Origin of the sequence: Rhodococcus sp. EPR-157 (assembly GCF_001647195.1) — a bacterium.
In the GTDB taxonomy this organism is placed as follows: domain Bacteria; phylum Actinomycetota; class Actinomycetes; order Mycobacteriales; family Mycobacteriaceae; genus Rhodococcoides.
In genome coordinates, this window is the sequence record NZ_LVCV01000284.1 from 1 (window position 1) to 21,186 (window position 21,186).

Genomic DNA, 21,186 nt, shown 5'->3' on the forward strand with positions numbered 1-21,186 from the left:
GCTCGCATCGTCGAGATACGACAGGTATCCAGTGTCCATTCCGGCAGCGTGCATAGCCTCCAGGTACAGCCGCTGATGCATGCGATCAACGCGTCCGGCGCCGTACTCGTCGTATTCCACCGCGACGAACGACGCTTTTGCCTGACCGGTCAGGCGAGGAATTGCCCATGCATGCGGGTCGGCCTCTTTGAGGTGGTAGAGCGAGCGGTTGGCGAGGTACTCACGCATCTGGGACCAGGTTCCGGCGTCGCGCAGATACCACGACGGCCCCGTTCCGGTCCTCGGCTCCACCGACAGTGCGTCCATCTCGTCTGTTGCACTCGAACCGGGCTCGACCGATTCCTTTATGCGCGAGAGAAATCCGCGTTCGAGTTGTCGGCGAAGGCCGAGCATCTCGGTGTTCCATTCCCACTCGTCGTCGACGCCGCGGAAGCCGCGGTAATGCAGTTCGTAGCAGAGGTACAGCGCCAACTGCACGTCGTGACCGAGGTAGTCCACGTCTTCAGGCACCTCGGGGAGACTCGCAGGCTGGGACGGATCCCCGCGGAGCGCGCTGATCACGGCCGTGGACACCGGACCGCGCGGGCGCGGCAGATGGCCTGGCCGCCCGGTATCGATCGACGCGGCAACAGTGGCTGTGGAAGTCATGTGCAGTGTTTACCCGGTCGAACGTGGGCGAAACCGGATCAACCGGCGTGCAACTCGTCGTGGTGTTCGCGCATCGCGTCGATCAATACGCTGAAGACTCGATGCGCCGCAGCAAGATCCGAATCCGGTATGTCGGCGAGAGCAGCCGACGTCCGTGCGCCCAGCGGCCCGAAGAATCCGCGGGCCACCTCCATTCCGTGGGCGTCGTAACGCAGAATGACCTTACGACGGTCGCTCGCGACCTTTTCTCGCTTGATGTGACCGGACTCGATCATCCGCTCGACCAGGTACGTCATCGCAGCCGAGGACAGACCTAGCCGGTTGCCGAGCTCCCCCGCTGTCAGCGGCGTACCTTCCACATCGGCAATCATGATCAGCAACAGCGCGCGAAAATCGTTGGGCCGCAATTCGTGTTGGGCGCCGAATGCGCGACCGATCTCCTCCGAGACAGCAGACAGCGCGCGAACGTCCGATGAGATCATCGACTCCAGTTCACTGCGGTCGGACACTGTCTTCCTTTCGATCGGTGCCGCCTTCCTTTCGATCGGTAGCCGCGTCAGACTATCGCGCCGCAGCGCGCCAACTCTCTCAGTTGCTTAATTGTTAAGTTGATGAGATTCTTTTCGGGTGGAACTGTGGACCCGATTCGCCCGAATTGTCAGTTCGCGCCGCTCGTGGGCACTCTCACTCGCGGTGCTGATCCTCTCGTTGGGCTTCGTGGCCCTCGTCGGCGAGAACGACTCCGCCGGACAAGCACCGTCGTCCGTGCCGCCTGCAGCGGACTCCGCGCAGGTCACCGAACTTCTGGCGCAATTTCCCGGTGCCGATACCGCTCCGGTGATTCTCGTCGTCAGCCGGGACGACGGTGCGGAATTGGACGCTGCCGACCTCGACGCCGCACAGCAGGCGCTCGACAGGCTGTCCGACGCCGACACACCGCTCATTCCTGCGCCCGACGGCAAAGCCACGCTCGGGATCGTGGAGATCGACTCCACGCTGTCCGGCTTCTCACTCAGCGACACCGTGACCTCACTGCGAGAGTCAGCCGCCAACGGCCTACCCGATGGGTTGTCCGCGCAGCTCACGGGCGGTCCGGCGTTCGGCGCGGACATCGCCGACTCGTTCTCGGGTGCCAACTTCACCTTGCTTGCCGTCACCGCCCTCGTCGTCGCGATCCTGCTCATCGCGACCTATCGATCACCGATCCTGTGGCTCGTCCCGCTGATCGTCATCGGCCTCGGTGATCGGGTAGCCACCTCGGTCGGCACCGCACTCGCCGACGTGACGGGCCTGTCGTTCGACGGGTCCACCTCGGGCATCACCAGCGTGCTCGTCTTCGGCGCAGGCACCAATTACGCATTGCTGCTGATCTCTCGCTATCGCGAAGAGCTCCGCACTCGAACGGATCATCGCGAGGCACTGCAACACGCCGTCAGGCATGCCGGTCCCGCGATCCTCGCCAGTAACGCGACCGTCGTACTCGCGCTTCTGACGCTGCTGCTGGCGATCCTCCCGAGCACACGCAGCCTCGGCGCACTCGCCGCAGCAGGGCTCGTCGTCGCGGCCGTGTTCGTGCTCGTCGTACTTCCGCCTCTGCTGGCGCTGTTCGGGCCGAAGTTGTTCTGGCCGTTCGTCCCGAAGCCCGGAGACAAGGACACCGCAACCACGGGTACTTGGCATTCGGTCGCTGCGGCTGTGTCGCGGAACCCGGTCCGGACGGCATCGATCACCCTCGTGGGGCTGATCGCCTGCGCTGCAGCATTGTTCGGAACAGAAATCGGGCTCTCCCAAACCGAGCAGTTCCGAGTCACGGCCGAATCGGTCGAAGGGTTCGACACACTCGCCGAGCACTTCCCTGCCGGGCTCGCCGACCCGACGACCGTCGTTGCCCCGGCAGAATCCGCAGACCGCGTCGACACGGCGCTCGGCTCCGCGAGTTCCGTCGAAACATATACCCGTGGAGCTGATTCCGGCACCGGTCTGGCGCAGTGGTCCGTTGTCACCGATGCCGCGCCCGCGTCGGACGAGGCTTTCGACGCAGTCACCGATCTCCGTGAGGCACTTACCGATATACCTGGCGCGCTCGTCGACGGAAGCGACGCTCAGGCACTCGACACCAGCGAGGCTGCCGCCCGCGACCGACTGGTGGTCGTACCTGCGATTCTGATCGTGGTGCTCCTCGTTCTGATCGCACTGCTGCGATCGCTGGTCGCGCCCCTCATTCTCGTCGGTACCACGGTGTTGAGCGCGCTCGCCGCCCTCGGCGTCGGAAGTTGGTTCAGCAGCAACGTTTTCGGTTTTCCAGCGTTGGACGACAACGTCCCGCTCTTCGCCTTCCTGTTCCTTGTCGCACTCGGCGTCGACTACACGATCTTCCTGGTCACCCGCACGAGGGAGGAAACACCGGGGCACGGAACCCGAGCCGCGATCGTGCGCGCCGTCGGCGCCACCGGCGGTGTCATCACGAGTGCGGGCATCGTTCTGGCAGCCGTGTTCTGTGTGCTGGGTGTGCTTCCGCTGATCACCCTCACCCAACTGGGCATCATCGTGGGATTCGGAATTCTGCTCGACACGTTCGTCGTACGCACGCTGGTCATCCCAGCCCTGTTCACCCTCGTCGGCCCGGGGATATGGTGGCCGAATCGAATCGATTCCAGCAGGACCGAACTGATGGACGTCAAGGAGTGAAAATCATGAAGGTACGTTCCATGGCAGGACGAGCACTCGTGGCGGGAGCCTGCGCAACCGGTCTGATCCTTGCCGGCGGCACTGCTCAGGCGGCACCGGCACCATCCGGATCCGCCGGCTGGGAGCCGCTGACTCCGATCCCGTCGCTGGACGTCGAGCGGTATCTCGGGACGTGGAATCAGATCGCCGCAGTGCCGCAGCCGTTCAACCTCGAATGCGCACGCGACACCCAAGCGAACTACTCGTTGATCGATCCCGCGAACATCCGCGTCGAGAACACCTGCACCACGTGGACCGGCGAGCAGAACGGCATAGTCGGAAACGCGCGCGTCAACGACAGCGTCACCAATGCTCAGCTGCACGTGAGCTTCCCGGGCGTTCCCACCCAGGAGAACCCGGAAGGCCCGACCAACTACATCGTGGCCTACATCGCCGACGACTACTCCTGGGCGCTCGTCGGAGATCCGTTCCGCACCTCGGGGTTCGTCCTCTCGCGTTCCCCCGAGGTGAGCACCGAGAAGTTCCGTGAAATCCGCGCAGTGGTGGAGTCCAAGGGCTACAACTCGACATTCGTCCTCACCTCGCCGACCCCCGGCGGCGCGACGGATATCCGGCCGCTGTCGAGCGTCTAGGCCACGATTTCAGCAGGTCAGGGGCTTCCAGCCCAGTGGCGCGGTTAAGTGCATTCCGGTGCACTCAATCGTGCCACTGGCGGCGGAGCCGCCTACCCGCTCCCGCCGCACCCCGCTCACTCGACATTCAGCGCAACCCGACGCAGCAAACCTGCCAACGTCTCCAACTCACGATCACTGAGCCCACCCAATAGCTCCCGATCCTTGCCGAGCCGGACCGGGAACACGCGATCCACCAGTTCACTTCCGGCATCGGTCAGCTCCAGCAGCACCACCCGGGCATCGCGCGCAGACTTCGAGCGCCGAAGCAGCCCCACTCCCACGAGACGCTCGGAGATCTTCGTCGTCGACGCCCCACTCATCAGGGTTACCGAGGTCACTTCGCTGGCGCGCAAGGGCCGGTCGGCGCGTCGGAGCGCACTGAGCACGTCGAACTCCGCTCGCGACACACCTGCCGGGGCCAACGCCGCTTCGAGGAGGTTGTTCGCCCTCGATGCGATTCTGGCGATACGCGCCAGAACTTCGATGGGTGACGTGTCGACTCCTGGGAAGACGTCCGCCCACTCGCGCCTGACGTTGTCGACGAAGTCTCCGCCCGATTTCTGCGCCGGAATCATGCCGTCACACTACGGCGCGCATCACAGTCCGACCCAAGTACTTTACTAGTGAAATACCTGTAAAGTTCTTGCCGTGACTGCCTCACTCGACCGACTCGAACACTCCCGATCCGCGTTCGCCCATGCCGTGTCGCCCAGAACATGGCGTCAGGCACTGGCCATCGCGCCATCCGACGCGTCGTTCGCGCCCGCACTTCGAGTCGGCCTGGCAGTCACCATCGTGCTGGTCGGCGGCGGCTTCCTGGGTCGTCCCGACCTTGCCGGCTTCGCGGCGCTCGGCGCGCTGTGCTCGGCATTCGGCCGCTACGAACCATATCCGCGCCGCGCCGGCAAGATCGCGCTGGTGAGTGCGCTGATCATCGCGTACGCATCGTTCGGAGCACTTCTCGGCGCGACCACGACGTCCGCCGCCGTACAAGTACTTGCAATCTCGATCTCGGCCGGCGTCGCAGCCATGGTGCTCGCCGCGTTCGCAATCACCGGTCCAGGTGCGGTCATCCTGATCTTCGCATCGACAGCGGCGGTCGCTTTCTCCCACACCGAAGCCGACATCACCACGGTGTGCACGACGGTCATTGTCGGTGCCGCTGTCGGGTGGGTGGCCTCGATGCTGCCTGCCCTCGTCCACCCTGTCGGACCTGCGCAGCTTTCAGTGGCGCGAGCACTCGCTGCAGTCGACTCCCGGCAACAGGATGCGGCTCGCGCGGCCATCGCGCGAGCCCGGACCGTCGTCGCGCTGAACACCGGCACCCGCGAGCACCGACTCGGACTGGTGACACTCCTCGACGACGCCGAAGCCCTCCTCGACGCATGGGCGAACGGCGACGACCCGACGCACGCGAGTGACGTTCTCGCTCACGAACGAGAACTCCGCAAGATGCGACGCTACGACGCACTCGAAGTCCGCGCAGCGCAACTCGACACACCGCCGCGGAACTTCTTCGCGGCAGGACTGACGCAGCTCACTTCGCCGGCGCTGGTGGTCAATGCCGCCCGAATCACCGTTGCCGCAGCGCTGGCTGCTTGGTGCGCAACACTTTTCGGATTCGAACACCCGCTGTGGGCAACGATGGGTGCGATTGCAGCAATGCAAGGAATCACGTTCCACACCACCGTCCAGCGCGGCATCCAGCGACTGCTCGGCAATATCGGTGGCGCGATCTTCGCAGCCGGACTGATCGCTCTGTCACTCGGATACTGGCAGACCGTCGTTGCGATCGTTGCGCTGCAGATCGCCGCCGAGCTGCTCGTACTCAAGAACTACGCCTTGACCACGCTCGCCATCACGCCGATGGCCCTGTTGCTGACCGGACTGGCCGGTCACCTGACGCCGGCAGTGACCATCAGCCGCATCGGCGACACGCTGATCGGAGTTCTCATCGGCATCGTGATCGCGGCACTCACCATCGAGCGAGCCGATCGATACCATCGAAGCTGACCACCGCGGCGTCAGGACGAGATCAGGCCAGAATCTCGGCAACCGGCGTCGACGCGCGACCGATCAGCTTCTGCAGATCTCCGGAATCCGTGTCGAGATCTCCGCGAGCAACGCCAGCGTCGGCACTGGCCAGCATCTCGGCGACGAAGCTGGGCAGGCCGGCACCTTCGAGAATCGAGCGGTACTCGGCCTCGGGAACATCCTTGTAGACGACGGGCTTGCCGGACACCTGGGCGATGACGGCGGCCAGCTCGGTGTAGGTCAGACGCTCGTCGCCACCGAGCTCGTAGATCCGGCCCTCGTGGCCGTCCGACAACAGAACCTGCACTGCCGCCGCCGCGAAGTCGGCTCGTGAGGCTGCGGCGAGCTTTCCGTCGGCTGCCGCGCCGAGTAGGACGCCGCTGCCGATGATCTGCTCCAGAGAACCCTCGTAGTTCTCCCAGTACCAGCCGTTGCGCAGAAGAACGGAGGGGATCGACGACGCCGCGAGCCGCTGCTCGGTTGCGACATGCTCCACCGCGAGGCTGACTCCGGACGTGTCCGCCTTCAGGAGCGATGTGTAGGCGATCAGGGAAACGCCTGCGGCCTCGGCCGCATCGATCACGTTGGTGTGCTGTGCAACCCGCTGGCCGATGTCCGAGCCCGATACCAACAGAAGCTTGTCCACAGCGGCGAGAGCGGAACGCAGGGCGTCGACGTCACCGTAGTCGGCAACTCGCACCTGGACGCCGCGATCAGCCAAGCTCGTCGCCTTGGCCTCGTCGCGGACGATCGCCACGATGTCCGAGGCAGCGACGCCCCGCTCGATCAAACCATCGACGACGAGCCCGCCGAAGTGTCCGGTTGCGCCTGTTACTGCAGTAGTCATGCCCACTCCTTGGTTGTTCCTTCAAGTCCTCAACCACTATGCACTTACTTTTTCGATAGTGCAACCGTTAGTGAAAGTGCATACAGAAGTGCATGCGCTACCATTGCCGAATGAGCGAAGCCGATGCCTCTATCGAGGCCGACGTCTTCGCGCGGAATTGTTCGTCGCGCGAGGCGCTACAAAACGCAACCAGCAGATGGGGCATCCTTGCCCTCGCGGCCCTCGCAGAAGGCGACTACCGATTCAACGCGCTACGCCGGCGGGTCGACGGCGTCAGCGAGCGCATGCTTTCCCAGACCCTCCATACGCTCGAACGCGACGGGCTCGTCGTACGCACGGTTCTGGAGTCGATTCCACCGAAAGTCGAGTACAGCCTCACGCCACTCGGACGCGGCGTCGCCGAGCAGTTGACCAGCTTGATCGAGCTGATGCAGTCCAATCTTCCGGCCGTCCTGGCAGCGCGCGCCGAGCACGACGCGCGCTGATCACGCCGGGATTACCACGCACCACTCGTTGCCCTCTGGATCGAGCAATACTTGGAACGATCCCGCCGTGTCGGAATGCGCATCCCCTACCACCGTCGCGCCCAGCTCCGTTGCCGCGCGCGTCGCTGCGGCGATGTCCGTGACGACGACGTCCAGATGTAGGCGGTTCTTCACTGTCTTCGCCTCGGGGACTCGCTGCAACGCGATGCGGGTGAAGCCGGGAACATCGACGTAGTGCCATGCCGGATCGCGGACGGCCGGTACCCCGCCGAGCACTCCCGCCCAGAACGTGGCCAACACGGCCGGCTCCGCGCAGTCGATCACAACCTCGTCGATTCTCCCGATCATGATCGGATCGTATCGGGCTCGCAGCGGCGACGTGCGGTGCTACCGTGCAGTTCGACCAGCCGAGAGGGGCACGTACCAGGTGATCGGGAGAAGATCTTTCCTTGCCGCAACCGGTGTTGCCGCTCTCGGAAGCGTTGCGCTCGGGTCTGGTCGGGCATCGGCGTCGCCGAGTGGCCTGGATGTAGGCCGGGGCATCGGCGACATGACCGGCGAACCGTTGGGTGCCGGGATGAACGGCTATGCGGTACTGGAACAGTCGTCCGCCGGCCTTCATCTACGTCAGCGCGCCCGGGCGTTCGTTTTCGTGGACACCGCGTCGGGTGCGCGCCTTGCCCACGTGACGTGTGAGGTCGGCCTGATGTTCGAAAGCATCTTCGAGGAAGTCCTCACCCGACTCTCGTCGCGCTTCGGCGACCTCTATCACCGCGGAAACGTGCTGCTGACGGCAACGCACACCCATGCTGCCCCAGGTGGGACGGACTCTCATCTGCTCGTGGACATCACGACTCTCGGATTTCGTCCGATCACGTTCGACGCCAATGTTTCCGGAATAGTCGACGCAATCAGTCGGGCGCACGAGGACGTACGACCAGGACAGGTGCGCATCACCACCGGCTCACTGCACGACGCAGGCGTCAACCGATCACCCGTGGCGTTCGACCGAAATCCGGACAAGGATCGGCTGCCGACGAGAATCGATCCTCGTTCGGTCAATCTTCAGCTCGAACGAGACGGAGAATTGGTCGGCATCATCAATTGGTTTGCCACACATGGCACCTCGATGACGGCAACCAACTTGCTCGTCAGCAGCGACAACAAAGGCTACGCGGCCTGGCACTGGGAGCGAGAGGTCGCCGGGGTCGACTACTCCGACCCCAGTTTCGTCGCTGCCTTCTGCCAGAGCACTCCCGGCGACATCTCCCCCAATCTCGACAAACAGCCGGGAACCGGACCCACCACGGACGAGTTCGAGAACACCCGCATCATCGGAATGCGCCAATTCGACACCGCACGTGGACACACCGACGATGCAGGCGCATCGTCGGACAGCGGAATCGACATGCGGTGGATGTATGCGGACTTCTCCGCGGTCACCGTCCGCCCCGAATTCACCGGAGACGGTCGCACGCACACGACGAGTCCTGCTGCCCTCGGTGCCGCGTTCGCAGCCTCGAGTCAGGAAGATGGCGGAGGTCTACCCGAACTCGGACTGGCAGAAGGTGAGCGAGGGGGCAATCCCGCGTTGGCTGCGTTGAGTTCGGTGGTCATGCCGCAGTGGCTTCGCGACGCCCATGCGCCGAAGGACGTCGTCCTGCCGGTCGGGCTGATCCCCGGAATCGTCCAACAGGTGTTTCCATTCCATCTTGCGCGCATCGGATCCTTCTACCTGTTCACCTGCCCGTTCGAGCCGACGGTGATTGCCGGGTCGAGGTTGCGTACCGCGCTCGCGGACACGCTCGGAGTGGACCCCGAACTTGTTGTCGTGCAGGGCTATACCAACGGCTACGGCCATTACGTCACCACTGAAGAGGAGTACGACCAGCAGGACTACGAGGGAGGTGCGACGGCGTTCGGACGTTGGCAGCTACCCGCGACACTACAGATCGCCGTCGATCTGGCATCGGCCATGCGTGACGATCGTCCCGTGCCGACCGGCGCGAAGGAGCGCGATCTCACCGGTATCGTTCCGACGTCACCTGGCGGAGTACCCGTCGTCGACATCGCTTCCCCCGGAACCGAGTTCGGTCAGGTCTTGACCCAACCCGCACCGTCGTACACCGTCGGGCAGCGGGTCTCCGTTCGCTTCTCCGGCGCGAACCCGAACTCGAATCTTCGGCGGGACGACACGTATCTCGCCGTCGAGTATGCCCAGGGCACCGAGTGGCTGCGCGTGTACGACGACGGCGATTGGTTCACCAAGATCCTGTTCGAGAACGTCGGCCCCATCACGACGTCGACCGTCGTCTGGGACATTCCACCCGGCCAACATCCCGGTCGATACCGGATCGTGTATTTCGGCGATTCCCGCACGCTCGACGGGCAGCTGACGCCGTTCGTGGGCATTTCTGCGGAGTTCGAGGTCAGCTGAGCAGTGTGTGGCCTCGACGATGTCAGGGCTCCAGCAGCGACCCGAGCATCCGCGCGGTCAGGGCAACTACCGTCTCCTGATCGGCACCCGCCAGCTCTTCCAACGTTCCCGCAGCCCGGCCGAGAGCAATGCCCGACAGCGCCGCGACCGCCATCTGTGCACGCAATCTAGGCGAGTCGAGACCCGCGTCCCGCATGCGCCTTTCGAGTCCCGCGGTCAGACGCTTGTCCACTCGATCGGCCGCCGCCGATTGCACGGACGGGTCGTCGTGTGCTCGCATGACAGCTTGCAGGACCGGGCCGGATCCCTGCCGACTCACCCTTCCGATCGTCTCCCCGATACGCGCCGGGTCGGCGATGTGGGCGAGGTCCGGACCGGTGTCGTCGGTCGGCAGCGTCTCCAGATACAGCGCGGCTTTGTTGCCGAAGTACCGTGCGATGAGAGCGGAGTCGACCCCGGCGCGGTCACCGATGTCACGGATCGTGGTCGTCTCGTATCCACGTTCCCCGAAGAGTTCGGCTGCGGCATCGAGCAAGTTCTGCCGAGTCCGTGCCGAGTTCCTGGTCCGTGCTTCAGGTCTCGCTACACCTTCAGACCCCATTGCGCGCTCCCATGTCGCGGCGGCTGTCGATATCGTAGACGAATCCGCCGGTGGCGGCCGATTCGACACTTTCGTCGATCAACTCCTCACGCACGCGAACGGTCCGCCGTCGGGCGTAGGACAGCGTGAGCGCCAACAATGCCGTCACGATCCACAGGCCAACTCCCACCACGATGACCGTCGAGTATCCGTTATCCGTGGGATAGAGCTGCCCCGGCAGCGTGTACCCCGCGAGAACTGTTGCACTGAGAGCGCTTCCGACAGCACCACCGACCGTTCGGGTCACCTGGTTGACACCGAGGGCACTCCCGGTCTCGTGAGCGGGGACGGCACTGACGATGAAGGCGGGCATCGCTGCAAAAGTGAATCCGACTCCCAGCCCGGCAATTCCCATGACCACGAACACGATCCACAGATCCGAACGGCCGAAAAGCAAGAGCACGAGTGCGGCGACGAACGCCAGCGCACCGACGGGCATGATCAGGTTGCGCGGCAACCATCGACTCGTTGCCGGAACAAGCTTGTTGGCGACGACGCTCGCCAGCGAGAACGGAACGAGGACCAGCCCCGCGATCATCGCCGACCGACCGAGCCCGTATCCGGTGTCCGTCGGCGTCTGGACGAAACGGATGACCGTCGAAGACATCACGAACATTCCTATCCCGGCGAGCAATCCGGTGACGTCCGCAGTCAGCACGGATCGGTTGCGCAGCAACCGAAGTTGAACGATCGGGTGATCGCAGCCCAACTCGTGGCGGGCCCACAAGGCCAGAATCACCGCTCCCAGCACGGCGCACGACAACAGCGGCACAGAGGTCCACCCCCACTGGCCTCCCAGACTGATGGCAATCAGCAGCGCGGTGAGCCCGGCCCCCAGCGCGAGCGCCCCGACCACATCGAGCGGGTGCCGCTCGAGATGGCCGCTGCCCGGGACCACGACGATCGCACCGATCAGGACGATCGTCGTCGCAAGCGCGGCAACGACGAAGCACGCGTGGAACCCCCAGAAGTGCGCTATGACGCCGGTCAGCGGGTACCCGAGTCCGATGCCGGCAACCGCAGTGACGGACAGCGCAGCAACGCACGCTCGCGCACGCTGCGCACCGAGGTGATCACGAGCGACTGCCATCGCCAGCGGCATCAGGCCGAGACCGATTCCCTGCAGGCCGCGTCCGACGATGAGCATCGCGAAATTGCCGGGGATCGCCGCGAACACGCAGCCGATCAACACGACGGCCAGTGCGCCGATCACGACCGGTCGACGCCGGGGCCCGTCACCCAGGCGTCCGAGCACGGGCACCGTGACCGCTCCGGTCAACATCGCGATGGTCAACGACCACTGTGCGGCTGTGAACGAGACCCCGTAGGTCTGGGCGACCGTCGGAATGAGCGGCGCTCCGACGCTGCTCACGACCGCGACGATGGTGCAGACAGCGATCAGGATCGGCACGAGGGCGCGGTCGCGCGCCAAAATGCGGGTGTCCGCGCGCTGTTTGTCATCAATCGATGTCATCAGGTGATGATAAGCCCTGGCCGCCGAAGTTACCGAAAGGAGATCGTTTGGTTACCCCTCCGTGATCAGTGCTGCGCTCTGCCGTGTCGGACGAAGCGGACTGTGGGGCGTACGGGGCGTAGACGGCCTCGACCGGCACGACCTATAGGGAGGACTTCATGACCAGGACACTCGGAACCACCCTCACCAGATCGATCGGCGGAGCGGCTGCGCTCGGAATTGCAGGCGCATGCGCACTTCTACTGCCCGGCACAGCGTCGGCTGCCCCCGTCGGATGCACGACCGCACCCGGCGGAATGGTCGAGACCGGCCTCGACGGCGCCTCCCAGTGCGACAGCGCGGCCGATTCGACGAGCGCAGCGGCGGGATACGGTGTCGACGGCTGGGGTTCGGCAACAGCCCTCGGCAACGCCGCCGCCCTGGCTCTCGGAATCAACGGGGGCACTGCGGTAGCGGACGGCTCGGCGGGTGCCGGACCGGCAACCATCGCAATCGGCCCGGGCAGCGTTGCCGTCAACGAAGGCGTCGGGCCCGGCCTGTCCATCGCCGTCGCGGGACCCGGCGCGACCATCACCCTGACCCCGACAGGCGCCGTGTGCGAGGGCCCCGGAATCGCGGGAAGCCTCACCACACTGCAGGGATGCGTAGGCTAGATCACTTGACGGAAGCCTTCTCGCGCTCCGACTTTCGCGCATGGCGTGAGCGGAGCGCGACGAAGGCCTTGGCGCCGAAAGGCGCCGCGAGCAGGATGATGACCAATCGGACGACCTGGACCGCGGCTACGAACGTGACGTTCACCCCGCTCGCCGCCGACACCGCCAGCACGGCGGAGAGTCCACCGGGCGTAGTCGCCAGATAGCCTTCCAACAAGCTTGTTCCGGTCAGGCTCGACAGCATCAGTCCCAGCAACGCACACACCACGCCCAGTACCAGGATGAGCAGAATCGCCCAGGGCAGAACTCTGCCGACCGCCCTCACGCTGTCGCCGGTGAACGCCAGCCCCGCTTGCCATCCGATCAGGACGAACGCGATCGGCAGCAGAACCGTGGGCGCAGACACCGAGTCGATCCATCCCGACAGCTCCAACGCGCCGGATGCGACCAGCGGACCCAGCGTGGCAGGTGCAGGTAGGTGAACGAGCCGTCCGACGCCGATGCCGACACCGATGCATCCCGCGACCACCAGAAGGTTTACGTACCAAACGCTTCCATCTTCGACCGCGGGTGCGGCTGCACCCGAGCCTGCCCCGAAGAGAACAGTTGCGACCACGGGCATCGTGACGATGATCAATCCGACACGCACGTACTGGATCACGGCGACGATTCGTTCGTCGCCGCCCAGCTCGCGAGAGATCGCGACCAGCCCCTGCGCGCCACCGGCAACCATCGACAACGCACCGGTCACAGCGTCGACGTCTCGATGCGCAGCCAGCAGGAGCCCGGCTGCGACGCTGACCACGAGGGTCGCGACGCAGACCGCGAGCGCCGGCAGCCAACTCGAACCGAGCGCCGACAGCGTCTCCGTATCGATCATGAAGCCGATGCTCACCGCGAGAATTCCCTGCGCGAGCATTCCAGCCGGCCTGGGAATCCGCTCCGGTCCGACACCGCGGACTGCCAGCACGGCCGCAACCACCAACGATGCGAACAGTGCCGCGGCCGACAGACCCGCGTAGGCCAGGACCGCCCACACCGCGCCGGTGGCGAGGGCGAGTCCGGCCCACCGAAGTGCAGAGTTCCGCATCGATATTGTCCGCATATAGTAAGACTACCCTTAGGTTTATCGAGGTCAAACCCAACTTGATCGTGCATTAAACTACGAAGGCTCTTATCAATGTCCGTGTACCGGCCATCACCTGGCACTCTTGTGACCTGCACGCCGGGCCGCATCGGGCGTCACCATCCACGAGAGGGGTCATGCGCATGAGCACCGAGAGGCTCGCGTCGAACGCGTCGGAACTGCGTGAAGCGATGCTCGCATTGACCCGGCGACTCCGACGCCAACGCCCGCAGCACTACCTCACCCCCAGCCAGATGCAGATCCTCGGCGACGTCGAACGCAGCGGAGGTTCGAGCGCACCGGTCGACCTCGCCGCGATGCAGGGGGTTCGGATTCAATCGTTGACGAGCAATCTCAATTCGCTCGAAGCGGAAGGACTCGTCACTCGCAGCCCCGACCCCGGCGATCGACGCCGACTACTGATTCGCATCACCGATGCCGGCACCGCCCTGGTCGCCGCCGACCGAGAGCAGCGGGACAGCTGGCTCGCGCAGGCCATGGAATCCGAACTCGGCCAACTCGAGCGCGACGTGCTTCACCTCGCGGCCCCCATCCTCTGGAAACTCGCGCGACGCCCCGAAAACAATGTGGCGGTTGACCTCCGACCCCGTTCTGAGGAAGCATGAGAGCCAGAACACACCTTCTGCAGCCGTGATGGCTGCAGGCCGAAAACAGGAGCTCTCCCGATGATGTCCTACTTGCTCTACGACGCGCTTCTCCCCCAACTCGGCCACGACGCTGCGACGTATTGGGCGACCTTGCTCGTCATCGCCCCAGCCTGACCGTTACACGAGAGAGGGCAGCGCCGATCATTCGGCGCTGCCCTCTCTTGTTCTGAGCCCGTCAGTTCTGTCAGGCGGACAGTGCCGCCGTTGGCAAGAGCCTGGACAGAACGTCCGACAGCGTCACGACGCCGACGGTCCGGTCACCGTCCACCACGAGTGCGAGATGACTGCTCGTCTCCCGCATCTTCGCGAGTGCGACATAGACCGGAGTGCTCGTCTCGAGCGTGAACACCGGACGGGTGACATCCGCGAGGTCGACATCGCGGTTGAGAGTGTCACGAACATGCACGACGCCGCTCACTTTCTCGCCGTCACACACCAGGATGCGCAGGTGGCCCGATTCGAGCGACGCAGTCCGCACGTCGTCGACAGTTGCCGTGGACAGCACCGACGTCGACACGCCTGGTGTGCCGATCAGGTCACCCACGGTGAGCTTCTGCAGTTCGAGCGCTCCGGAAATCTGAACGGAGTAGCTCGCATCGAGAGCCCCCACGTTGACCGAATGCTCCACCAACTGACGTAAGTCGTCCGGGTTCTGGCCCGACGCGACCGTGTCGGCAGGCTCCACACCGACTCGGCGCAAGCACCAGTTCGCCATGTTGTTGAGCAGAATCAGGATCGGCCGAGTCACGAACATGAAGCCTCGCATCGGGAGAGCAAGCATCGTCGCCGACTTCTCCGGGTGCGCGATCGCCCACGACTTCGGCGCCATCTCACCGACCACGAGATGCAGGAACGTGACAATGATCAGTGCGAGTACGAACCCCGCCACGTCGGCCACCCAGTACGGGATTCCCCACGACTCGAACGCCGGCGTGAGCCAATGGTGCACAGCCGGTTTGGTCGTGGCACCCAACGCCAGGGTGCACAGGGTGATGCCCAGCTGCGAGCCTGCCAGCAACACTGTCAGCTCGCTGGAACTCCGCAGTGCCGCACGAGCGGAACGACTGGTCATGGCCGCATCTTCGAGGCGATGACGCTTGGCAGCGAGCAATGCGAACTCGACGGCGACGAAGAACGCGCTTGCCGCGATCAGGCCGACGGTGACCGCCAGGATTACCCAGGGATTGCTCATCGGTGGTTGTCCATTTCTCGCTCGTCGGAGCGTTCACGTTGACCGACTTCCAGACGTACGGAGGAAGGAACGTAATTGTCGATCTCGAGCACCTCCACGGAGACGAACCTCTCGGGCGCCTCGTCGTCGTCGCCGATCAGGTCAGCGGAATCTGCGGGCAGATCGACCTCGATCTTGGTTCCCACCTCCGGCAGCGAGCCGTAATGCGTGATGACGAAGCCGGCGATCGTCTCGTAGTCACCTGCGGGAAGGTCATGGTCGATGGACCGTTCGACTTCGTCGATGTGGATTTCACCCGACATCGTCCAGGTGCCGTCCTCGGCAACGATCGGCGTCGTGTCGAGTTCGTCGATGTCGTGTTCGTCGGTGATCTCGCCGACGAGTTCCTCGGCGAGATCCTCGATGGTGATGACGCCGGTCAGTCCGCCGTACTCGTCGATGACACAGGCGAGTTGGTTCTTGGAACCGCGCAACTCGAGCACAGCGTCAGGAAGAGCCTGCGTCTCGGGAAGGATGAGCGCGGGCCGCACGTACTCGCTGACTGCGACGTCGCCGCGATCGGTGACTGCCAGGATGTCCTGCAGATGCACCACGCCGACGATTCCGTCATCCTCGTCGAGCACTGGATAGCGTGAATGTTCCTGCCCCATCAGGGCTCTGATATCGGCGAGGGTGTCGGTCGCACGCACGGTCGCCGCACGAGAACGCGGAATCATCGCGTGCTCGACCGTCCGAGTCGGAAAGTCGAGAATACGATCGAGAAGGTCCGACAGCTCGTCGGGCAGATCACCGGAATCCTTGGATTCAGCGACGATGTGCTCGAGGTCGCGCGGCGTCGCAGAATGCTCGACGTCGTGCACCGGCTCGATCTTCAGCGCTTTGAGCAACAAGTTCGACGCGTGGTCGAAAACAGTGATGAGCCAGCCGAACAGCTTCAGGTAGATCGTGGTCGACAGTGACAACCAACGCGCCACCGGCTCGGGACGCGCGATCGCGAAGTTCTTGGGAAAGAGCTCACCGAAGAGCATCTGCACGAACGTCGAGAACAGCAACGCAAGGACTGTGCCGACGGTGACGCCGACTGCGGTGGGGATTCCGACGCCCCCGAGCATGGTGCCGAGTGACTGTCCGATCAGTGGTTCGGCAACGTAACCGACGAGTAGGCCGGTCACCGTGATGCCCAATTGAGCACCGGACAGCATGAACGATGTTCGTTTGGTGACCTGGAGTGTGCGACGGGCACCTGCATCTCCGGCTTCGGCGCGAGCCTTGAGCCGGGAGCGGTCCACCGTCATATATGCGAATTCCTGAGCCACGAAGTAGCCGGTGGCCACGGTGATCAGGAAGACGACGAGGATGCCGAGCAACAGAGTGAGCAACACGCTCATTCGCCGGACACCGCCTCGCACGTTGTCGACGTCGTGCGGGGAGCCGTGTCCGGCCCGGGTTTATCGCTGTCCATGAATCCTCTGCTTGTGGTGGTCGGTAATGTCCGATTCTAGCGGGTCACTCGGCGCTCACGGAGCCTTCACGACCAGAACGGGAACTGGACTGTCCAGTAACACTCGCTGCACGGTGCTGCCCATCAGGAATTTGCCGACCGCCGAGCGTCGACGCGAGCCGATCACCAACAGTGACGCTCCCGTGTCCGCAACGAGGTCGACGATTGCGCCTGCGGGGTCGCCGGCGTCCGGTTCGACCCGAACGGAGAACTCGGCGTCCGAAATTCCGCGACTGGTCAAGACCTGTTGGGTTGCGAGTGTTGTTGCCTCCCTGTCTTCTTCGGTGACCGAGTTGGCATCGACCACGGTCAGGGCGATCAACTCCAGGCCGCGTAGCTTCGCCTCTTCGACCGCCCGAACGAGGGCCTCGCGACCTTCGGGTGAGTCGCTCGTGACCACGGCTACCGACATTATGTCTCCATTCGTTTGCTGTAGCTGATTGGACTAATCGGACAAAGCGTATCTACAGTTGCACTGTGACACATCACACGAAAGGCTTTTGATGGAGTTCTCGCCCACTCTGTCCAAATCTCTCCTCGCGATCGCAGTGATCGGTGCGGTGACCGTGGCTGGTATCGATGCAAGCCGAAGCGGTAGCGGCTCCGATGCACGCGCGAAGCTGACGTTGATCGCTCCCGCTGCCGCAGGCGGCGGATGGGACCTCGTCGCCCGTGAGGCCCAACAGGCGCTCCGAAGCGACGGGATCGTCAACAACGCTCAGGTGGTGAACGTGCCGGGCGCAGGTGGAACCATCGGACTGAGCCAGCTCGAAAGCCTTACCGGACAAGCGACCACGGTCATGGTCACGGGCACGGTGATGCTCGGAGGCATCGCGATCAACAACTCCCAGACCACGCTCGCCGACACCGTGCCGATTGCCAAGTTCGCCGAGGACTTCGAAGTGTTCGTGGTCCCGAAGGACTCGCCGTACCAGAGCGTCGAGGACATGATCGCGGCCTGGCGAGAGAACCCGGGTGGCTTACCGATCGGCGGTGGTTCCCTCGGCGGCATCGACCACATCGTTGCCGGGCAGCTGGCGCAACAAGCCGACATCGACCCGGCGGCGATCAACTACATCGCCTACTCGGGAGGCGGCGAAGTGCTCACTGCGCTGCTGTCCAATACGGTCGGCGTTGCGGTGAGCGGCTACAACGACTTCCGGGACCAGATCGAAGCGGGAAATGTTCGCGCACTTGCCGTTGCGGCACCGGGACCCGTCGAGGGCATCGACGTCGACACGTTCATCGAACTCGGTTACGACGTCGACCTCGTCAACTGGCGCGGAATCGTAGCCCCTCCCGGCATCTCCGACGAGGACCGCGACACCCTCATCGACATTGCAACCGAGATGCAGGACACCGAGCAGTGGGCGACCGCTGTCGAGCGCAACCGATGGAAAGAATCCTTCCTCACCGGTGACGAGTTCGGTGCATTCCTCGAAGTCGAACAGGCCCGAATCACCGACATTCTCCGAGAGTTGGGACTCGTATGAGCACAACCACAGAAGCCACCGAAGTTCCCACGACGTTCTGGACAGGACGCAGCGGGCTCATCGTGCCTGCACTCCTCGTTGTGCTCGGGATCTTCCTGGTCTACGGAACGATAACCATGGACGTTCCGGCCACCGCGACGTCACCGGGACCGCAGGTGTTCCCGTCGATTGTGGCAGGCGGCTGCTTCATCGTCGCCATCCTCGTCACCGTGCAGCTGCTGATCAAGCCGGAAGTCGTGGAACGAGGTGTGGACGAGAACGGTGACCCGGTCACCGGACCGGTGAGCAATTGGCGCACCACGGCCATCACCGTCGGATCCGTTGCGGCGTTCATCGTGCTACTCGATCCGCTCGGCTGGGTACTCGCCGGGGCGCTTCTGTTCTGGGGCGTGTCCATCGGACTCGGCTCTCGCCGTTACGTGTTCGACGCTGCGATCGCTCTGCTGGTGTCCTCGGCAGTGCAGATCGCATTCTCGGCCGGTCTGGGTCTGACGTTGCCCGGCGGACTCCTGGCGCTGGTGTTCTGATGGATTCATTGAGCAACCTGATCGACGGTTTCGGCACCGCGCTGACGCCGATGAACCTGGTCTGGGTTCTCGTCGGCGCGATTCTCGGCACCGCGGTCGGCGTCCTGCCCGGTCTCGGTTCCGCGATGGCCGTCGCACTGCTTCTGCCCGTCACGTTCACGCTCGACCCGACTGCTGCGCTGATCATGTTCGCCGGCGTGTACTTCGGCGGGCTCTTCGGCGACTCGATCGCCGGCATTCTGATGAACACCCCCGGCAACAGCACCGCCATCGCCGGAACATTCGAGGGTCACCGGATGGCCAAGAACGGCCGGGCGCCGCAGGCGTTGGCGACCTCGGCGATCGGTGCCTTCATCGGCGGAATCGTCGCGACGACCTTGGTCGTGTTCTTCGCGCCGACCCTCGCCTCGCTTGCGACGAATTTCGGTCCGGCGGAGTACTTCGCGCTCGCGGTGTTCGCGTTCATCGCGACCTCGGCCGTGGTGTCGGACTCCGCGCTGAAGGGACTGACAGCGCTGCTGATCGGTCTGACCCTCGCTGTCATCGGCATCGACGGCCCGTCCGGCGCGTCACGCTTCACCTTCGAGGTACCCGCAATGTTCGACGGAATCCACATCGTCGTCATCACCGTGGCGATGCTGGCACTCGGCGAGGTCATCCACGTGGCGTCGAAGATCGGTCGCCCGGAGGACAATTCGCTCATCGCGACCGAGGGCAGACCGTTCCTGAGTCGCTCCGAGTTCCGTGAGGCGCTCCCTGCCTGGCTGCGTGGAACCGCGTTCGGTGTTCCGTTCGGCGTCATTCCGGCCGGTGGCGCCGAGGTGCCGAGCTTTCTGGCCTACGGCACCGAGCGCAGGCTGGACCGTCGCAGCAAGAACCCGATGTTCGGCAAGGGCGCCATCAAGGGTGTCGCCGGGCCGGAAGCGGCGGGCAACGCGACCGCAGGTACGGCAATGGGCGCGCTGCTCGCTCTCGGTCTGCCGACGTCGGCAACCGCAGCGATCCTGCTGGCCGCGTTCCAGCAGTACGGAATGCAGCCCGGGCCACTGCTGTTCGAGCGCAGCGGCGAGATCGTCTGGGCACTCCTTGCCAGCCTGTTCGTCGCGATGGTCGTGCTGCTCATCCTGAACCTGCCGTTCGCGCCGCTGTGGGCGAAGCTGCTGAAGATCCCCAAGAACTATCTGTACGCGGGCATTTCGGTGTTCGCGGCGTTGGGTGTGTACGCAACATCCGCCTCGACCGTCGACCTGATCTTCATGCTCGGACTCGGCATACTCGGATTCATGATGCGGCGGTATGGTATTCCGCTTGCGCCTGTTCTGATCGCGGTCATCCTCGGGCCGTTGGCAGAGGATTCCCTGCGGCGCGCACTCGCCGTCAGCGAGGGGGATCCGACCATCCTCATCAGCAGCGCGATCACCGTGGTGCTGTACGTGATGATGACCCTGGCAATTGTCTACACGATCGTGAGCAAGGTGCGCGCGCGCAAGTCCGTGGACTTCTGACCGCGCAGGCCTCGAAAAGCACTCCGCGCCAGTGCCGCTGGGCGCTCCGCGCCAGTGCCGCTGGGCGCTCCGCGCCAGTGGCACGGTTGAGTATGTTCCTGTGCACTCAACCGTGCCACTGCGGCGGAGCCGCTCATGTCACTGGCGGCGGAGCCGCGTCCTTCGAATGCCGGCTTACAGGATGTAGAGCATCTCCTGATACGTCGGAAGCGGCCACAGATCGTCCGCCACCATTGCCTCCAGAACGTCGGCCGCCGATCGGACCGCGGCCATAGCCGGCAACAGAGCCTCTTTCGCGTGCTCTGCCTCGGCCAACGCGTCGCCGCCCGGGTCGCTTTCCAACGCAGATTTGAGCGATGCCAAGGCAGCTTTCAGTTCGCCGAGCGGAACAGTCACGGCTTCGAGTGCGGTCATGTCGGCATCGACGCCCGCGGCCTTGAGCGCAGACACGTTCTGCGCCAACTCGGTCTGGTAGCGAACAGCAGCCGGGAGGATGGACGTCTGTCCCATCTCCAGCGTCAACCGTGCTTCGACGAACACCGTCAACGCGTACTGCTCCAGGCCGATCTCGTACCGCGAGTGCATCTCTCGGTG

21 protein-coding genes and 1 pseudogene are annotated in these 21,186 nt (G+C 64.3%); 10 read left to right on the top strand and 12 right to left on the bottom strand.

From position 1 onward, the window contains the following. Both A2J03_RS13090 and A2J03_RS13095 read right to left on the bottom strand, forming a co-directional pair. Positions 1 to 648 (bottom strand): iron-containing redox enzyme family protein (locus A2J03_RS13090; RefSeq protein ID WP_197480744.1); only part of this gene is annotated, 648 nt, incomplete at its 3' end. A 38-nt stretch (positions 649 to 686) separates the two neighbouring features. Beyond that, positions 687 to 1,130 (bottom strand): MarR family winged helix-turn-helix transcriptional regulator, encoded by a 444-nt coding sequence (locus A2J03_RS13095; protein WP_068374495.1) that lies wholly within the window; start codon positions 1,128 to 1,130, stop codon positions 687 to 689. Positions 1,131 to 1,275: 145 nt separating this feature from the next. Between A2J03_RS13095 and A2J03_RS13100 the strand changes: the two genes are divergently transcribed. Together A2J03_RS13100 and A2J03_RS13105 are read left to right on the top strand one after the other, a co-directional pair. Further along, positions 1,276 to 3,336 carry an MMPL family transporter gene (locus A2J03_RS13100; RefSeq protein WP_442971349.1) on the top strand — a complete coding sequence of 687 codons (2,061 nt, stop codon included), beginning with the start codon at positions 1,276 to 1,278 and terminating at the stop codon, positions 3,334 to 3,336. After that, complete coding sequence (locus A2J03_RS13105; protein ID WP_068374448.1) at positions 3,333 to 3,968, top strand: lipocalin family protein; 636 nt, start codon at positions 3,333 to 3,335, stop codon at positions 3,966 to 3,968. The genes A2J03_RS13100 and A2J03_RS13105 overlap by 4 nt, the downstream gene beginning before the upstream one ends. A gap of 116 nt (positions 3,969 to 4,084) precedes the next feature. Here A2J03_RS13105 and A2J03_RS13110 read toward each other — a convergent pair whose 3' ends face one another. Beyond that, positions 4,085 to 4,585, bottom strand: a complete 501-nt coding sequence (locus A2J03_RS13110) for a MarR family winged helix-turn-helix transcriptional regulator (protein WP_068374451.1) — start codon at positions 4,583 to 4,585, stop codon at positions 4,085 to 4,087. Positions 4,586 to 4,658: 73 nt separating this feature from the next. Here A2J03_RS13110 and A2J03_RS13115 point away from each other — a divergent pair, with 73 nt between their 5' ends. Next, positions 4,659 to 6,023, top strand: coding sequence for an FUSC family protein (locus A2J03_RS13115; RefSeq protein ID WP_068374454.1), 1,365 nt, complete (start codon positions 4,659 to 4,661; stop codon positions 6,021 to 6,023). A 22-nt stretch (positions 6,024 to 6,045) separates the two neighbouring features. On the opposite strand, the gene A2J03_RS13120 is transcribed toward A2J03_RS13115, so the two are convergent. Continuing rightward, positions 6,046 to 6,891 (bottom strand): SDR family oxidoreductase, encoded by an 846-nt coding sequence (locus A2J03_RS13120; protein WP_068374457.1) that lies wholly within the window; start codon positions 6,889 to 6,891, stop codon positions 6,046 to 6,048. A gap of 110 nt (positions 6,892 to 7,001) precedes the next feature. Here A2J03_RS13120 and A2J03_RS13125 point away from each other — a divergent pair, with 110 nt between their 5' ends. Beyond that, the gene (locus A2J03_RS13125; RefSeq protein WP_068374460.1) at positions 7,002 to 7,376 is read left to right on the top strand and encodes a winged helix-turn-helix transcriptional regulator; all 375 of its coding nucleotides are present in this window, start codon (positions 7,002 to 7,004) and stop codon (positions 7,374 to 7,376) included. Here the strand turns inward: A2J03_RS13125 and A2J03_RS13130 are convergent, their stop codons facing one another. Beyond that, entirely contained in the window at positions 7,377 to 7,724 is a 348-nt protein-coding gene (locus A2J03_RS13130) for a VOC family protein (protein WP_068374463.1), read from the bottom strand. Between A2J03_RS13130 and A2J03_RS13135 the strand changes: the two genes are divergently transcribed. Beyond that, positions 7,723 to 9,813 (top strand): neutral/alkaline non-lysosomal ceramidase N-terminal domain-containing protein, encoded by a 2,091-nt coding sequence (locus tag A2J03_RS13135; protein WP_082897807.1) that lies wholly within the window; start codon positions 7,723 to 7,725, stop codon positions 9,811 to 9,813. The genes A2J03_RS13130 and A2J03_RS13135 overlap by 2 nt on opposite strands. A 22-nt stretch (positions 9,814 to 9,835) precedes the next feature. On the opposite strand, the gene A2J03_RS13140 is transcribed toward A2J03_RS13135, so the two are convergent. Both A2J03_RS13140 and A2J03_RS13145 read right to left on the bottom strand, forming a co-directional pair. Next, positions 9,836 to 10,414 (bottom strand): TetR/AcrR family transcriptional regulator, encoded by a 579-nt coding sequence (locus tag A2J03_RS13140; RefSeq protein WP_231912518.1) that lies wholly within the window; start codon positions 10,412 to 10,414, stop codon positions 9,836 to 9,838. Then, positions 10,404 to 11,927, bottom strand: a complete 1,524-nt coding sequence (locus A2J03_RS13145; RefSeq protein WP_082897808.1) for an MFS transporter — start codon at positions 11,925 to 11,927, stop codon at positions 10,404 to 10,406. The genes A2J03_RS13140 and A2J03_RS13145 overlap by 11 nt, the downstream gene beginning before the upstream one ends. A 158-nt stretch (positions 11,928 to 12,085) precedes the next feature. Between A2J03_RS13145 and A2J03_RS13150 the strand changes: the two genes are divergently transcribed. Next, positions 12,086 to 12,580: a DUF6764 family protein gene (locus A2J03_RS13150; protein WP_068374465.1), complete on the top strand. Its 495-nt coding sequence runs from the start codon at positions 12,086 to 12,088 to the stop codon at positions 12,578 to 12,580. 1 nt (position 12,581) lies between these two features. Here A2J03_RS13150 and A2J03_RS13155 read toward each other — a convergent pair whose 3' ends face one another. Further along, entirely contained in the window at positions 12,582 to 13,670 is a 1,089-nt protein-coding gene (locus A2J03_RS13155; RefSeq protein ID WP_231912519.1) for an AbrB family transcriptional regulator, read from the bottom strand. Between the two features lie 179 nt (positions 13,671 to 13,849). Between A2J03_RS13155 and A2J03_RS13160 the strand changes: the two genes are divergently transcribed. Continuing rightward, positions 13,850 to 14,332 (top strand): MarR family winged helix-turn-helix transcriptional regulator, encoded by a 483-nt coding sequence (locus tag A2J03_RS13160; RefSeq protein WP_197480746.1) that lies wholly within the window; start codon positions 13,850 to 13,852, stop codon positions 14,330 to 14,332. Between the two features lie 226 nt (positions 14,333 to 14,558). Here the strand turns inward: A2J03_RS13160 and A2J03_RS13165 are convergent, their stop codons facing one another. The 3 genes from A2J03_RS13165 to A2J03_RS13175 all read right to left on the bottom strand — a co-directional run bounded on the left by A2J03_RS13165 (position 14,559) and on the right by A2J03_RS13175 (position 17,479). Next, positions 14,559 to 15,566 (bottom strand): hemolysin family protein, encoded by a 1,008-nt coding sequence (locus A2J03_RS13165; protein WP_068374474.1) that lies wholly within the window; start codon positions 15,564 to 15,566, stop codon positions 14,559 to 14,561. Continuing rightward, a complete protein-coding gene (locus tag A2J03_RS13170) occupies positions 15,563 to 16,954 on the bottom strand; it encodes a hemolysin family protein (RefSeq protein ID WP_068374477.1) in 1,392 nt (463 codons plus the stop codon). The genes A2J03_RS13165 and A2J03_RS13170 overlap by 4 nt, the downstream gene beginning before the upstream one ends. 129 nt (positions 16,955 to 17,083) lie before the next feature. Further along, a complete protein-coding gene (locus A2J03_RS13175; protein WP_068374480.1) occupies positions 17,084 to 17,479 on the bottom strand; it encodes a universal stress protein in 396 nt (131 codons plus the stop codon). Positions 17,480 to 17,570: 91 nt separating this feature from the next. Here A2J03_RS13175 and A2J03_RS13180 point away from each other — a divergent pair, with 91 nt between their 5' ends. From A2J03_RS13180 to A2J03_RS13190, 3 genes are read left to right on the top strand one after another with little or no spacing between them, the layout of a single operon-like run. Then, positions 17,571 to 18,560 carry a Bug family tripartite tricarboxylate transporter substrate binding protein gene (locus A2J03_RS13180; protein WP_068374483.1) on the top strand — a complete coding sequence of 330 codons (990 nt, stop codon included), beginning with the start codon at positions 17,571 to 17,573 and terminating at the stop codon, positions 18,558 to 18,560. Beyond that, positions 18,557 to 19,087: a tripartite tricarboxylate transporter TctB family protein gene (locus A2J03_RS13185; RefSeq protein ID WP_068374486.1), complete on the top strand. Its 531-nt coding sequence runs from the start codon at positions 18,557 to 18,559 to the stop codon at positions 19,085 to 19,087. Before A2J03_RS13180 ends, A2J03_RS13185 begins: the two co-directional genes overlap by 4 nt. Next, a complete protein-coding gene (locus tag A2J03_RS13190; protein WP_068374489.1) occupies positions 19,087 to 20,592 on the top strand; it encodes a tripartite tricarboxylate transporter permease in 1,506 nt (501 codons plus the stop codon). Before A2J03_RS13185 ends, A2J03_RS13190 begins: the two co-directional genes overlap by 1 nt. 174 nt (positions 20,593 to 20,766) lie before the next feature. Here the strand turns inward: A2J03_RS13190 and A2J03_RS13195 are convergent. Further along, positions 20,767 to 21,186 (bottom strand): annotated as a pseudogene (locus A2J03_RS13195) (glutamine synthetase type III); the annotation flags it as partial.